Raw genomic sequence first — 13566 nt, 5'->3', positions numbered from 1 at the left:
AACGACCAGGCCAGACCCTTCAAATGGACCAAGACTGCCGACCAGATCCTCGACCGCATCTGCCGCTACTGCTCACGCATCTCCGAACCAGATCACTAGACGCCCGGCAGCAGGAACTCGCACCACACGCACTTCCCCCCGCCCCGCGCCTCCACCCCCCACCCATCCGTCAGCCGATCGACCAGCAGCAACCCCCTCCCCGACACCCCCGACTCCCCCGCCTCCCGCCGCCGCGGCAACGCGCTGGACGAGTCCTCGACCTCGACCCGCAACCGCCGGTCGGACCCGGCGAGGGCCCGCAGCGTCACGATCGCGGAGCCCTCCGTGTGCATGAGTGCGTTGGTGATCAGCTCGTCGGCGACGAGCTCGATCTCGTCGGCCCGGTCCCGCGCACCCCAGGTGCGAACGGCCGCGCCGATCATGTGCCGGGCCTCCGTGAGCGCCTCCGGGTCACCGGGCCCGACGTGCTGCTGGAGCCGCCCACCGGGCTGCTCGGCACTCCGGCTGCGGCGCCGCAGCAGGAGGAGGGCCACATCGTCGTCGCCGCCTCTCTCCTCCGCCATGTCGATGAGCCGGTCGGCGAGATCGTCGACGTCGTCCGGCCCGGTGGCGATCAGCGCCTTCAGCGTCCGCATGCCGTCGTCGAGGTCGGCGCCGGGCTGTTCGATGAGGCCGTCGGTGCAGAGCATCAGCGTCTGCCCGGGGAACATCTCGATGGTCGTGACCGGGTACTCCAGGCCACCGAACTCGGCGGACAGCCCGAGTGGCAGCCCCCCTTCCACGGTGACCCGGTGGCAGGTGCCGTCGGTGTGCCGCACCAGGGGGTCTATGTGCCCGGCCCGGACCACCTGGACCACTCCGGTGGACAGATCGGCCTCCGCGTACAGGCAGGTCGCGAAACGGTCGGTGTCGAGTTCGTGGAGGAAGGCCGAGGCGCGGGCCATCACGATGGCCGGGGTGTGGCCCTCGGTGGCGTAGGCCTTGAGGACGATGCGGAGCTGGCCCATGACGGCCGCCGCGTGCGTGTCGTGGCCCTGGACGTCGCCGATGACCGCGCCGACGCGCCCGTTGGGCAGCGGGATGAGGTCGTACCAGTCGCCGCCGATGTCACGGCCGAGCGAGCCCCCGAAGGACGCGGCCCGGTAGCGGACGGCGATGTCGGCGCCGGGGAAGCTGGGGATGGACCGGGGCAGCATCGCCTGCTGGAGGCCCTCGGCGAGGTCCTTCTCCTGCTCGTAGAACATGGCCCGCTGCAGGCTCTGGGCGATGCTGCTGCCGAGCGCGATGAGGACGTCGCGCTCCTCCGAGGTGAAGCCCCGCCGGTCGTTGTAGAGGAGTCCCATCGCGCCGATGGGGCGGGCCTGCACGATCAGCGGCAGATACGCGGCCGAGGTGATCTTGAGGTCGGTGATGTGCGGCCACAGCAGCGGATACGACTCGGCGAACTCCTCAGGCGACTCGATGAAGTGCGGTACGAGGTGCCGTACGACCTCGTTCATCGGGTACTTCACGTCGAGGCGGGTGATCCGGGTGCCGGGTACATAGCTGTCCTGGGGGCCGGCGGCGACCATCCGGATGCGTCCGGCCTCCACCAGGCCCATGACCAGGCTGGTCGCGCCGAGGTGGGTGAGGCCGTCGGTGTCCTCCAGGACGTCGATCACGTCCTGGACGGTCCGGGCGTGGGCCAGGGCGGCCGTGATGACCTGGACGACGTTGGGCTGCCGGCGGCGGGCCTCGTCGAGCGCGGCCCGCTCGGTGCGGGAGCGGATCTCGCGCAGTTCCCGGGTGGCGTCGCGGACGATGCCGATGACGCGGTACGGGCGGCCCGTCCCGTCGCGGCGGATGTAGCCCTGGGTGTGGGTCCAGCGCAGGGTGCCGTCACGCAGGCGGATGCGGAAGTAGGCGCCGTAGTTCTCGCTGCCGTCCTTGAGGGCCTGCGAGACGAGGGTGTCGAGTCTGCGGCCCTCCATCGGGGGCACCCGCAGCGACAGGGACTCGGGGTTGCCGTCGTACTCGTCCGGGCGTACGTCGAAGATTTCGTGGGCCGTGGCGTCCATGTGGAACGCACCGGCGTCGAGGTCCCAGTCGAAGGTGCCCATGAGGTTGAGCGCCAGGACCGCGTCCGGGTGGGCGAGCCAGTCGTCCGGGACGTCCGAGTCGCTCGCTCCCCGATCAACCATGGGGCCACTTTGACAGCATTTGCCCGATTATTCGAGTGGAGGGTTCGCCGTCGATCCGCTCACTATCGTCACTACCGTGGACTGGTTCACCGCACCCGACCACTGGCTGAGCCGGCTGCTCTTCCAGCGGTCCCTGGCCGTCGTCTATCTGGTCGCCTTTCTCGGGGCGGCCCTGCAGTTCCGCGCGCTGATCGGCGAGCGCGGCATGCTGCCGGTGCCCCGTTTCGTCGAGCGGGTGCCGTTCCGCCACGCGCCGAGCGTGTTCCACCGCCACTACTCGGACCGTTTCTTCGCGGCGTGGGCCTGGGCGGGCTGTGCGGTGTCGGCGGCGCTCGTCGCGGGGCTGGACTCGCTGCTGCCTCTCTGGGCCGGCATGGTGCTGTGGCTCGTGCCGTGGGCGATGTACCTGTCGATCGTGAACGTCGGCCAGACCTGGTACTCGTTCGGCTGGGAGTCGCTGCTTCTGGAGGTCGGCTTCCTGGCCGTGTTCCTCGGCAACGACGAGGTCGCGCCGCCGGTCGTCGTGCTGTTCCTGCTGCGCTGGGTGCTGTTCCGGGTCGAGTTCGGCGCCGGGCTGATCAAGATGCGCGGCGACGAGTGCTGGCGAAAGCTGACGTGTCTCTACCACCACCACGAGACCCAGCCGATGCCCGGCCCGCTCAGCTGGTTCTTCCACCACCTCCCGAAGCCGTTCCACCGGGTCGAGGTGGCCGCCAACCACTTCACCCAGCTCGTGGTCCCGTTCCTGCTCTTCGCCCCGCAACCGATCGCGACGGCCGCCGCCTCGCTGATGATCCTGACGCAGCTGTGGCTGGTCCTGTCGGGCAACTTCTCCTGGCTGAACTGGATCACGATCGTGCTGGCCCTGTCCGCGGTCGACCTCGGGACGCCAGCGCCGGACACCCCGGACACGCCCCCCTGGTACACGGTCGTCGTCCTCGCCGTCGCCGCGCTGGTCCTCTGGCTCAGCTACCACCCCGTCCGCAACATGATCTCCCGCCGCCAGGTCATGAACCGCTCCTTCGATCCGCTGCACCTGGTCAACACCTACGGGGCGTTCGGCAGCGTCAGCCGGGTGCGGTACGAGGTGGTGGTGGAGGGGACGGCGGACGAGGTGCCGCGCGAGGAGTCGGAGTGGCGGGAGTACGAGTTCAAGGGCAAGCCGGGCGATCCGAGGCGCTGGCCGCGCCAGTTCGCCCCGTACCATCTGCGGCTCGACTGGCTGATGTGGTTCGCCGCGCTCTCGCCCGCGTACGCCGGCTCCTGGTTCGGCGCCATGATGGAGCGCCTCCTGGAGAACGACCGCGACACCCTCCGCCTGCTCCGCCGCTCTCCCTTCCCCGCCGACGCCCCGCCCCGGTTCGTCCGCGCCCGCCTCTTCCGCTACCGGTACACGACCTGGCGCGAGCTGCGGGAGACCGGGGCGTGCTGGGAGCGGACGTACGTACGGGAGTTCATGCCGCCGACGCGGTTGGCCACGTCGCCCGCGAAGAAGGCGTAGCGCGGCGGTCATGGACGCGCTTCCTCACGGCAGCCTCTCGACGCGGGGCCGTCACACAGGGCACAGTGCTCCTCGTACTCGATCATTACTCACGAGTACGCCCCTCCGTCGCGTACGACACCGACGCGCACGACATCGCCAGGGAGCGCCCGTGACCAGCTGGGTCGGCCGGACGGCCGCCGAGACAGCCGCCGCCGTGCGGGAGAAGCGGGTCACGCCACGTGAGGTGGTGGCGGAGCATCTGGCGCGGATCGAGGCGTTGGACGGGCGGGTCGGGGCGTTCCGCAAGGTCCGCGCGGCGGCCGCCCTGGCGGAGGCGGACGAGGTGGCCGGCCGGGCCGATCTGGCCGAACTGCCCCTGGCGGGCGTACCGGTGGCGATCAAGGACAACCTCGCCGTGCGGGGCGAGTCCACCCGGAACGGGTCCGCCGCGACATCGGAGACGCCGGCCGGTGACGACCATGTGACCGTGGCCCGGCTGCGGGCGGCGGGCGCGGTGGTCGTGGGGCTCACGAACGTGCCCGAGCTGTGCGTCTTCGGCACCACGGACGGTGTGCACGGTACCGCCCGCAACCCGTGGGACACCTCGCGCACGACCGGCGGTTCGTCGGGCGGCAGCGCGGCCGCCGTCGCCGCCGGGATGGTGCCGCTGGCCCTCGGCAACGACGGCATGGGCTCGCTGCGCATACCGGCCGCCAACTGTGGTCTGCTCGGCCTCAAGCCGGGCTTCGGTGTGGTCCCGGCGGACATCGGGCACGGCGACTGGTTCGGCATGTCCGAGAACGGCCCGCTCGCGACGACCGTCGAGGACGCCCGGCTGATGTTCCGGATACTGGCGGGAACGGACGCCGTACGACCGCCCGAGACCTCCTCCCGCCCACCCCGCATCGCCCTCTCCGTACGCAGCCCCCTGATCGGCGTGACCGTCACCCGCCCGTACGCCGATGCCGCGCGCCGGGCGGCCGAGTTGCTGGCCGGGGCCGGGCTCGATGTCCGGCCGGCCGATCCGCCGTATCCCCTCTGGCTGGGCACGACCTCGCTGGCGCACTGGACGGCGGGCACCGCGGTGGACGCCGAGGGCCTCGATCCGAAGCTGCTCACCCGGCGCACGCGGGTGCACGCGGCCGTGGGGCGGCGCTTCGTGAAGGGGGTTCGCGCGGGCGACCGCCGGGACCGACTGCGCGGACGTCTGGAGCCGTTCTTCGCCGAGCACGATGTGCTGCTCACCCCGGCGCTCGCCCGGCGCGGGCCCGCCGCCGCGAACTGGCACGAGCGGGGGTGGCTGCGGAATCTGCTGGTGAACACGAACTGTTCGCCGCTGACCCCGCCGTGGAACCTCACGGGCTGGCCGGCGATGTCGGTGCCCTTCGGCACGCTGCCGTCGGGCGCGCCCTGCGCGGTACAGCTGGTCGGCCGCCCGGGCTCGGAGCTCGAACTCCTGGAGGTGGCGGGCCGGTTGGAGGAACTGCGTCCTTGGCAGCGGACCGCAACGATCGACTAGCCGCGTCCGAGCAGCCGCGTCAAAGCGCCTTGTACATGATGTGCAGCCCCACGCGCGGCCGTCCTTCGGGTGCTCGAACGCGTTCGGGACGGTGCCGAGGACGGTGAAGCCGAGGGAGATCCAGAGCCGTACGGCCGGGTTGGTCTCGACGACGGCGTTGAACACCATGCCCCAAAAGCCGTGGGCCTTCGCCTCGGTGAGGACGTGGGAGGCCAGGGTGCGGGCGGCTGCGCGGGCGGCTTTCTCGGTGGTGTCCGGGTCCCAGGTGCAGGTCTCGTCGGCGGCGACGGCGCGGTGTCAGAACGGCCAGATACCGGGCCGGTCGTCGGCGGTGGCTTATCTGATCTGCATGGGCGCGAGTCCGGCACGCCCATGCAGACGGCGATCGCGAAGTTCCTGCCCGTCAGTCCACGCTGGGCAGGATGTGGGGCTCGGCGAGGTCGTCCTCGTAGCCCGCCAGTCGGATCGGTGCCGACCTGGCCCACACGTCCAGGCTGCCGAGCTCCTTCTTCGACCGGACGCCGCCCTCCGTGCGTTCCTTGGGGCGTTGATCGCGATTCGTCTTCTCTGGTGTCACCGCGCACTCCTTATGTGTCGGGTCACCCTCGGGATGTCGGCCCAGCCTGCCGCTGTGCGCCTGACGTCCGCTCGGGTCTGAGTCGAGGTCAGCTCGGACGCGGTGGCGCCGGATTACCTGGATGTGAGAGCAGGCCGTGGTGACCGGCTTGTCCCGGGACGGACCGTGGGTGTGGGTGGGACCCATATAAGGCTGTCCGTCCGGTACAGAGTAACCAAATGAGCGGGTGGCCGCTCGATGGGGCTGAAAACAAGAGGTAACTGTCTTGAGTCGTTCAGCGTCCAGCAGGCCTTACCCTAGGGCAATTTGACCCATTTACCCTGTTTTCTCATCACCCGTTCGGCTCAGTACTCGAACCCCGCACCGGGCCGACGACCCATCGGATCGCTGTCCTCGGCACGTAGTTCAGGTCCTGTTGGCCGAATCGCAAGCCGACCATGATCTGCTCATGTGTCGCAACGGCATTTCTCGCGGGCGGACTCGGGAGGACCGGCGGATGGAACTGCGCAGCGTCGAGGAGCTGATGGATCTGCTGCACGCCTGCCGGAGCGGCGGCGAGGCGCCGGACCGCCGGGACGGACCGGACCGCACTCCGGGCACCTGCTCCGATCCGCACGAACACGCGCTGCAGACCGCCGCGCTGCTGCGCCGGGGGCGGCCCGCCGACAAGGAACTGCAGGTGGCCGGCCTGGTCCACGCCATCGGCCAGTTGCTGCGACCGGGTGACGACACGAGCCACGCGGACCTGGCCGCCGACGCCGTCCGGCCCCTTCTCGGCGAACGGGTCGCACATCTCGTACGTCTGCACGCCCTCGGCCCCGACGATCTCGTACGACTCCATGCGGGCGGCTGGGTGGACGCCGGCCTCGTCGAGGACGTGCTGACGCTACGCCAGGCGGAAGAGGCGGGCCGGTCCGCCGGAGTGGACGCCGGGGTCCTGGAGGACTGGCGCACGGTGCTGGAACTGGTGGCGGACCGAGCGGGCCGGACCGACCGGGTCGCGGCGTCGTCTCACCACTTGCCGGGCGCGTAGTCCTTCAGGAAGACGCCGTACAGGTCCTCGCCCTGCTCGCCGAGCACGACGGGGTCGTAGACGCGGGCCGCGCCGTCGACGAGGTCGAGCGGGGCGTGGAAGCCCTCGTCGGCGAGGCGCAGCTTGTCGAAGTGGGGGCGCTCGTCGGTGATCCAGCCGGTGTCGACCGAGGTCATGAGGATGCCGTCGGTCTGGAACATCTCCTGGGCGCTGGTCCGCGTCACCATGTTCATCGCGGCCTTGGCGGCGTTCGTGTTCGGGTGGCCCGCGCCCTTGTAGCCGCGGCCGAAGACGCCTTCCATAGCCGAGACGTTCACGACGTACGCGCGTGCGCTGGTCGCCCTCTTGGCCGCCTCGGCCATGGCCGGGCGGAGCTTGCTGATCAGAATGAAGGGCGCCGTGTAGTTGCACAGCTGGGTCTCGAGGAGTTCCACCGGGGAGATCTGCTCGATGGTCTGTACCCAGGTGTTGCTGTCGACCACGTCGGGAACCAGGCCGCCCGCGTCGATGGCGGTGCCGTCGAGGTGCCGGGCGACGCTGGCGTTGCCCGCGACCAGGGCGAGGTCGGCGACCTGCTGCGCGTCGAGGCCGCTGATGCCCACGGGCAGTGCGGTCAGCCCGTCCACAGCGCCGGAGTTGAAGGCGCCGATGACGTGGTGCGCGGGGAGCTCACCGACGGGCAGCGGGGCGCTCTCCCCCTCGACCAGGGCGGCGTAGGCCGAGGGCAGGCGGCGTACGGTCTGGGTCGCGTTGTTGATCAGGATGTCGAGGGGGCCCGCCTCGGCGACCTGGTCGGCGAGGGCGACGGCCTGGGCCGGGTCGCGCAGGTCGATGCCGACGACCTCCAGGCGGTGCATCCAGTCCGCCGAGTCGTCCATGGCCTTGAAGCGGCGGATGGCGTCCTTCGGGAAGCGCGTGGTGATCGTCGTGTGCGCGCCGTCGCGCAGCAGCCGCAGGGCGATGTACATGCCGATCTTGGCGCGACCGCCGGTGAGCAGGGCGCGCTTGCCGGTGAGGTCGGCGCGGGCGTCGCGCTTGCCGCGGTTCAGGCGGGCGCAGTCGGCGCAGAGCTGGTGGTAGAAGTAGTCGACTTCGACGTACCGGGTCTTGCAGGTGTAGCAGGAGCGCGGGCGCTGGAGTATCCCCGCGATCTTCCCCGTCTCGGTCACGGACGACGGCAGGATGCCCTCGGTCTCGTCGTCGATCCGCTGGGCGGAGCCGGTGGCCGTGGACTCCGTGACTGTCTTGTCGTGCGCGGTCTTGGCGGCGCGGCGCTCCTGGCGGCGGCGCTGCTTCACCGTGCGGTAGACACCGGCCGTCGCCCGGCGCACCGCGATCGCGTCGGGGTGGTCGACGTCCAGCTTGTCGAGCTCTTCGAGCACGCTGAGGCACACGGCGAGCCGCTCCGGGTCGATGCCCGGGCCGTACACGACCTCGTCCGTGGCCGCCGGGCCGTCCTCTGTCACCGTCATCGCGCTGCCGTTTCCCTGATCACCCGCGGCACGCCGACCGCGTCCGCCACCGAACGCGGAATTCTACGGACCTCGGCCCGGCTCACCAAAAATCCAGGGGCTGCGGCCTCTGGCGACCCCTGGGCGCGGAGAGCTCGGGAGTGCGGATCCGTCGGCGGTGCGGGTGATGTGTCGCGACCAGCCACGACCTACCCGTACTCGCCCACGAACCCCCACCCACCCGAGCTCTCACGCGCGAACGGGGCTCACCACGCGCACGCCTCCAACAGGTCCTCGACCTCCCGGGTCACCGCCTTGCCCAGCAGCTCCAGGTCCGGTACGGCCTCAGCGTCGGCGACGAGGCCGTAGTGGACGCTGCCGCGGTACGTCGACACGGCTACGGCCAGGGACTGACCGTGGGCGAGCGGGGCGAGGGGGTAGATCTCGGCGAGCGGGCAGCCGCCGAGGCGGAGGCCCAGGCTCGGCAGGGGGACGCTGGTGACGAGGATGTCGAACCAGAGGCGGGCTGCCTGGCTGACGAGCGGGCCGCCGAGCCGATGGCCGAGGGGCAGCACGTGATCGGCGAGGAGGGCGACCGCGCCGGCGCCCCGGTTGGGCCCTGCGTCCTTGTTGCGGTCCATCGCCGTGCGCACCGTACGCAGCCGCCCCAGCGGGTCCGGATCGTCCACGGGCAGTTTCATCAGGTACCCGGAGAGCCGGTTGCCCTGGGGGTGGGCGGTGCGCGGGCGGCGTTTGGAGACGGGGATCAGGGCCCGGGGCGCGACACCCTCGCTGCCGTCCCCGCGCTCGTCCAGCCACCGGCGCAGCGCACCCGCCACCACGGCGATGAGGACGTCGTTGACGGTGCCGCCGACGGTCTTGCGGATCCGGTGCACGTCGTCGAGGTCCACGAGCACCCCGGCGGTACGGCGGGTGCCGCTGGCCTCGGAGGTCAGCGCGGCGGAGGAGCGGGCGCCGAGGCTCGCGTCGAGCGTGGTGCGGGCGACGGAGGCGCCGATGTCGAGGGCGCGGCCGAGGTCGGAGAAGGTGCCCCGGACCAGGCCGGGCAGCCTGCGCACCTCGCCGAGGAGGCCGCGCGGCGGCGGCTCCGCGGGACGCGGCCGGGGCGCGGGCATGTCCATGGGGTCCATGACGGCGGCGGCGAGCGTCAGCGCCCGCAGTCCGTCGGCCAGGGCGTGGTGGAACTTGAACAGCACGGCGAAGGAGGTGCCGTCCCGCCCCGGCAGCACATGCGCCTCCCACGGCGGCCGGCCGCGCTCCAGAGGTCGCTCCATCAGGCGCCCGGCCACCTCGTGGAAGTCGGCGGTCGGCGCGTGCAGCCGGACGTGGTCGAAGGGCTCGAAGTCGGCGACGGGCTCCCGGGTGGCGCCGCCGAACGCCAGCGGCAGCCGTACGTCCGGGAGCCAGACGTCCCGGATCCGCATCCGCAGCCCGGGCACCGCGGCGGCCCGCGTGGCGAGCAGTTCGGCTGCGTGGGCACCCGCGGTGGGCGAGTTCGCCGTGAAGACGCCGAGGGCGGCCAGGTGCATGGGGTGTTCGGCGGACTCGATGTTCCAGAACGCCAGGTCGAGTGGTGCGAGCAGGTCAGAAGTCAATGGCTTGCCTCGCGTCGACGACGGGTGAGTCAGCAGTCAATCGCCCTCGGGCGATTACGGTCAAGCACGATCAAGCTACGCTCAGTTAACAGCAGGTTAAGTCCCGCCATGGTGTGAAAGGCGGGACTCATGGGACATCCGTGGCCACTCGGGAGCCATCACAACCCGACCGGCCCAGCGTGACGTGCCGGAGCACACAGCCGACCGGCGTCCCCCGCGGAGGGGCTACGGCACCTGCTGGCCCTTCCCCAGGGCGATCACGCCACCCCTGGAGACCGTGTACAGCTCGGCATCCCGCTCGGGGTTGACGCCGATGGTGGCACCCGGGGGCACCTGGACATTCTTGTCGAGCACGGCGCCCCGTACGACCGCGCCGCGCCCTATGTGGACGTTGTCGTGCAGGACCGAGCCCTGGACGACGGCGCCCGGGTCGACGACGACCCCCGGTGACAGGACGGACCTCGTCACCTGGCCACGTATCAGGCAGCCCGCACTGATGATCGACTCGCTGGCGATGCCGCCCGCGTTGAAGCGGGCCGGGGAGAGCTGACCGGAACTGGTGTAGATGGGCCAGCTGCGGTTGAAGAGATTGAAGGCGGGGCGCTCGGCGATGAGGTCCATATGGGCGTCGTAGTAGGCGTCGAGCGAACCGACGTCTCGCCAGTAGCCCTGGTCGCGGGTGGTCTCGCCGGGCACGTGGTTGGCGCTGAAGTCGTACAGCTGGGCCTCGCCCCGGTCGGTGAGCTGGGGCAGGATCGAGCCGCCCATGTCGTGGACGGAGTTCTCGTCCTCGGCGTCCCGCTGGAGCGCCTCCACCAGGGCCTTGGTGGTGAAGATGTAGTTGCCCATCGAGGCGAACACGCATTCGGGGTCATCGACCAGGCCCGGCGGGTCGGCCGGCTTCTCCAGGAAGCGTTCGACAATCCGGCCGTCGGAGCCCGGCGTGATCACGCCGAAGGACGACGACTCCGTGCGCGGCACACGGATGCCGGCCACCGTCACGCCCGCGCCGCCCTCTATGTGCTGCGTCAGCATCTGGCGGGGGTCCATGCGGTAGACGTGGTCGGCGCCGAACACGGCGACGTACTCCGGCTGTTCGTCGTGCACCAGGTTCAGGGACTGCAGGAGTGCGTCCGCGCTGCCCAGGTACCAGCGCGGGCCGAGCCGCTGCTGGGCCGGGACCGGGGTGACGTAGTTGCCCAGCAGGCTCGACATCCGCCAGGTCGTGGTGATGTGCCGGTCCAGCGAGTGCGACTTGTACTGCGTGAGTACGCAGATGCGCAGGATGTCCGCGTTGACGAGGTTGGAGAGGACGAAATCCACCAGTCGATACGTTCCGCCGAAGGTCACCGCTGGTTTCGCGCGGTCGGCGGTCAGGGGCATCAGTCTCTTGCCCTCACCGCCCGCCAGTACGATTCCCAGCACCGAAGGTCCACCGCGCCGCATCCCGCCGCCCCTCTACGCCCGGTTGTGCCGAACCCTGTCCCTTGATTACCCCTGTTTTGATTACCCCTGTTTGAGGACTTCTTCGTAAAGCTGGACCGTCCGCCGGGCGACCGCGTCCCAGCCGAACTCCCGCACCGCACGCTCCCGTCCGGCCTCACCCATCCGGGCGGCCGTCCCGGGATCGGCGAGGACCGAGTCGAGAGCGCGGGCCAGCTGAGCTTCGAAGTCGTCCTCGGTCGACACGAGGAGGCCCGTGACGCCGTCCTCCACGACCTCCGGGATGCCGCCGACCCGCGAGGCCACCACGGCCGTTCCGCAGGCCATGGCCTCCAGGTTGACGATGCCCAGCGGCTCGTACACCGACGGGCAGACGAACACGGCGGCGTGCGTGAGGAGCTGGATCACATCCGGGCGCGGCAGCATCTGCGGTATCCAGAACAGGCCCTCGCGTGCGCGGCTCAGTTCCGCGAAGAGATCGCGGAACTCCTGGTCTATCTCCGGGGTGTCGGGCGCGCCCGCACAGAGCACGACCTGCACCGCCGGGTCGATGTCCCGCACGGCGCGCAGCAGGTGGGGCACACCCTTCTGCCGGGTGATGCGGCCGACGAACAGGACGTACGGGCGACCGGTGTCGATGCCGATCCGGTCGAGGACGTCCGTGTCGTGGTCCGGCGTGTAGAGGGAGGTGTCGATGCCGTTGTGCACGACGTGGAGCCTCGCCGGGTCCAGGGCGGGGTAGCAGCCGAGGATGTCGTCGCGCATGGCCCCGGAGACGGCGATCACCGCGTCGGCGGACTCCACGGCAGTGCGTTCGGCCCAGCTGGACAGGGCGTAGCCGCCGCCGAGTTGCTCGGCCTTCCAGGGGCGCAGCGGCTCCAGCGAGTGGGCAGTCATCACATGCGGGATGCCGTGCAGCAGCTTGCCGAAGTGGCCGGCGAGGTTGGCGTACCAGGTGTGCGAGTGGACCAGTTCCCGGCCTTCGAGACCGGCCGCGATGGAGAGGTCCACGGAGAAGGTGCGCAGCGCGTCGTTGGCGCCGTCGAGCGCGGACCACGGCCGGTGGCGTACGACGCCGCCGCCCGCTCCCTCACCCCAGCAGTGCACGTCCAGATCGACGAGGGACCTCAACTCTTGGGCGAGGAACTCGACATGGACGCCCGCGCCACCGTAGACGTCGGGCGGATACTCCCGGGTCAGCAGGCCGACTCGCACCCGGAACCCCCTGTCTCAGCGGCTGTTTCCCACATGGTCACCCAGAAGGGTCGGTTGGGGAAGACCACGATTTCGCGTGGTGGCGCGCCCGATGTCAGGTGCGGCGCGGACCACGGAGGGATCACGTGCCGGGCGGCCGGTCGAAGCAGCAGTCGCCGCACAGCCCCCCACCGGGCAGCCGGTAGTAGAGGCAGCAACTGCGGCGGCGGTACGTCACCGGGTCGAGCGTGCCGGCCAGGTCGGGGTGCGTGAACAGGTCGGCGGCGAGCGCGCGGGCCCGACTCGCCGCGTCCGTACGGCCGTTGGCGGCGGCCCAGCGGTCGATCTGACGCACGGCGCCCATGAGCGCGGAGGCCGCGTTCCCCCACAGCAGGCGCTCGGAGACGGGCAGTTGAGCGCGCAGAGCCGCCGCCAGCGGTACGAGATGACCGTCCCGTACGACCTCGCCGATCCGCTCGGCGGGCAGGCTCCGCACCTCGGTCAGCCACAGTTCGTCCGGGGCGCTCGCGTCCGCGTCCCAGCGCAGGAGGCGCGGGTCGAGGTCGGGGACGCGGCCGTACAGGGCGGCCGCACCGAGGGCCACCGACCACAGGCGGGCGGCGAAGCCGAGGTGCGCGATGGAGGCGGCCACGCGCGGCTCGGGCGTCCGCACACTCCGCGCGACCTTCCGGACACGGAAAATTACGGGATTCGCGTAAACCTCCCGTTCCACATCGGCATCCCGTGCCGCGTAGGCCTCCGCGAGTGTGGGCAGCGGGCCGTGCGGTGGTTCTCCCGTGCGTAGTACGAAGAAGCCGCCGAGGGACGAGAGGGCGGTGAGGGCGGGGTCGTGATGCACGAGGACGAGTAGTACCAGAGCCCGCGGGTGCGCTCACCAGGAGGCTTGCACTCCGTGTCCCCCCACCCTGGGTATGACGCAGGGCCCGTCGTACTCCATCGGCAGTAGGACTCATTGCGTGCTCAGGTACGACGACGGGAACACTTTCGCGAGGCATCGTGGTCCTTATGAAAGCCGACCGTTCACCGCGCCGGGCGGGTACCCCTCACGC

The 13566-nt window shown here is 70.8% G+C and carries 10 protein-coding genes and 1 pseudogene; 3 read left to right on the top strand and 8 right to left on the bottom strand.

Translation table 11 applies throughout. The features are described from left to right. Positions 1-95 precede the first annotated feature (95 nt). Positions 96-2180 (bottom strand): SpoIIE family protein phosphatase, encoded by a 2085-nt coding sequence (locus ACFU53_RS17740; RefSeq protein ID WP_383992583.1) that lies wholly within the window; start codon positions 2178-2180, stop codon positions 96-98. A 76-nt stretch (positions 2181-2256) separates the two neighbouring features. On the opposite strand from ACFU53_RS17740, the gene ACFU53_RS17735 reads away from it, so the two are divergent. Next, positions 2257-3681: a lipase maturation factor family protein gene (locus tag ACFU53_RS17735; protein ID WP_383992580.1), complete on the top strand. Its 1425-nt coding sequence runs from the start codon at positions 2257-2259 to the stop codon at positions 3679-3681. Positions 3682-3832: 151 nt separating this feature from the next. Further along, positions 3833-5182: an amidase gene (locus ACFU53_RS17730; RefSeq protein WP_383992577.1), complete on the top strand. Its 1350-nt coding sequence runs from the start codon at positions 3833-3835 to the stop codon at positions 5180-5182. 19 nt (positions 5183-5201) lie between these two features. Here ACFU53_RS17730 and ACFU53_RS17725 read toward each other — a convergent pair. Together ACFU53_RS17725 and ACFU53_RS17720 are read right to left on the bottom strand one after the other, a co-directional pair. Beyond that, positions 5202-5494: pseudogene (locus ACFU53_RS17725) on the bottom strand (GNAT family N-acetyltransferase). A gap of 91 nt (positions 5495-5585) precedes the next feature. Next, positions 5586-5759, bottom strand: a complete 174-nt coding sequence (locus ACFU53_RS17720) for a hypothetical protein (RefSeq protein WP_383992574.1) — start codon at positions 5757-5759, stop codon at positions 5586-5588. Positions 5760-6255: 496 nt separating this feature from the next. Between ACFU53_RS17720 and ACFU53_RS17715 the strand changes: the two genes are divergently transcribed. After that, the gene (locus ACFU53_RS17715) at positions 6256-6792 is read left to right on the top strand and encodes a hypothetical protein (protein ID WP_383992571.1); all 537 of its coding nucleotides are present in this window, start codon (positions 6256-6258) and stop codon (positions 6790-6792) included. Here the strand turns inward: ACFU53_RS17715 and ACFU53_RS17710 are convergent. From ACFU53_RS17710 to ACFU53_RS17690, 5 genes are all read right to left on the bottom strand, one after another. Beyond that, positions 6771-8264, bottom strand: coding sequence for an SDR family NAD(P)-dependent oxidoreductase (locus ACFU53_RS17710; RefSeq protein WP_383992568.1), 1494 nt, complete (start codon positions 8262-8264; stop codon positions 6771-6773). The genes ACFU53_RS17715 and ACFU53_RS17710 overlap by 22 nt on opposite strands. Positions 8265-8509: 245 nt before the next feature. Beyond that, a complete protein-coding gene (locus ACFU53_RS17705; RefSeq protein WP_383992565.1) occupies positions 8510-9859 on the bottom strand; it encodes a wax ester/triacylglycerol synthase family O-acyltransferase in 1350 nt (449 codons plus the stop codon). A gap of 225 nt (positions 9860-10084) precedes the next feature. After that, complete coding sequence (glgC, locus tag ACFU53_RS17700; protein WP_383992562.1) at positions 10085-11305, bottom strand: glucose-1-phosphate adenylyltransferase; 1221 nt, start codon at positions 11303-11305, stop codon at positions 10085-10087. A gap of 60 nt (positions 11306-11365) precedes the next feature. Beyond that, a complete protein-coding gene (gene glgA, locus ACFU53_RS17695) occupies positions 11366-12517 on the bottom strand; it encodes a glycogen synthase (RefSeq protein WP_383992559.1) in 1152 nt (383 codons plus the stop codon). A gap of 121 nt (positions 12518-12638) precedes the next feature. Continuing rightward, the gene (locus tag ACFU53_RS17690) at positions 12639-13355 is read right to left on the bottom strand and encodes a (2Fe-2S)-binding protein (protein ID WP_383992556.1); all 717 of its coding nucleotides are present in this window, start codon (positions 13353-13355) and stop codon (positions 12639-12641) included. Between the last annotated feature and the right edge of the window lie 211 nt (positions 13356-13566).

The organism is Streptomyces sp. NPDC057474 (genome assembly GCF_042802555.1).
Classification (GTDB): Bacteria; Actinomycetota; Actinomycetes; order Streptomycetales; family Streptomycetaceae; genus Streptomyces.
Note: the sequence above shows the minus strand (reverse complement) of the source record. Positions and strands in the feature narration are given on the sequence as shown.

Coding starts and splice junctions, on each gene's coding strand:
- ACFU53_RS17740 (WP_383992583.1), bottom strand. CDS start 2,180: ATGGTTGATCGGGGAGCGAGCGACTCGGACGTCCCGGACGACTGGCTC.
- ACFU53_RS17715 (WP_383992571.1), top strand. CDS start 6,256: ATGGAACTGCGCAGCGTCGAGGAGCTGATGGATCTGCTGCACGCCTGC.
- ACFU53_RS17710 (WP_383992568.1), bottom strand. CDS start 8,264: ATGACGGTGACAGAGGACGGCCCGGCGGCCACGGACGAGGTCGTGTAC.
- glgC (WP_383992562.1), bottom strand. CDS start 11,305: ATGCGGCGCGGTGGACCTTCGGTGCTGGGAATCGTACTGGCGGGCGGT.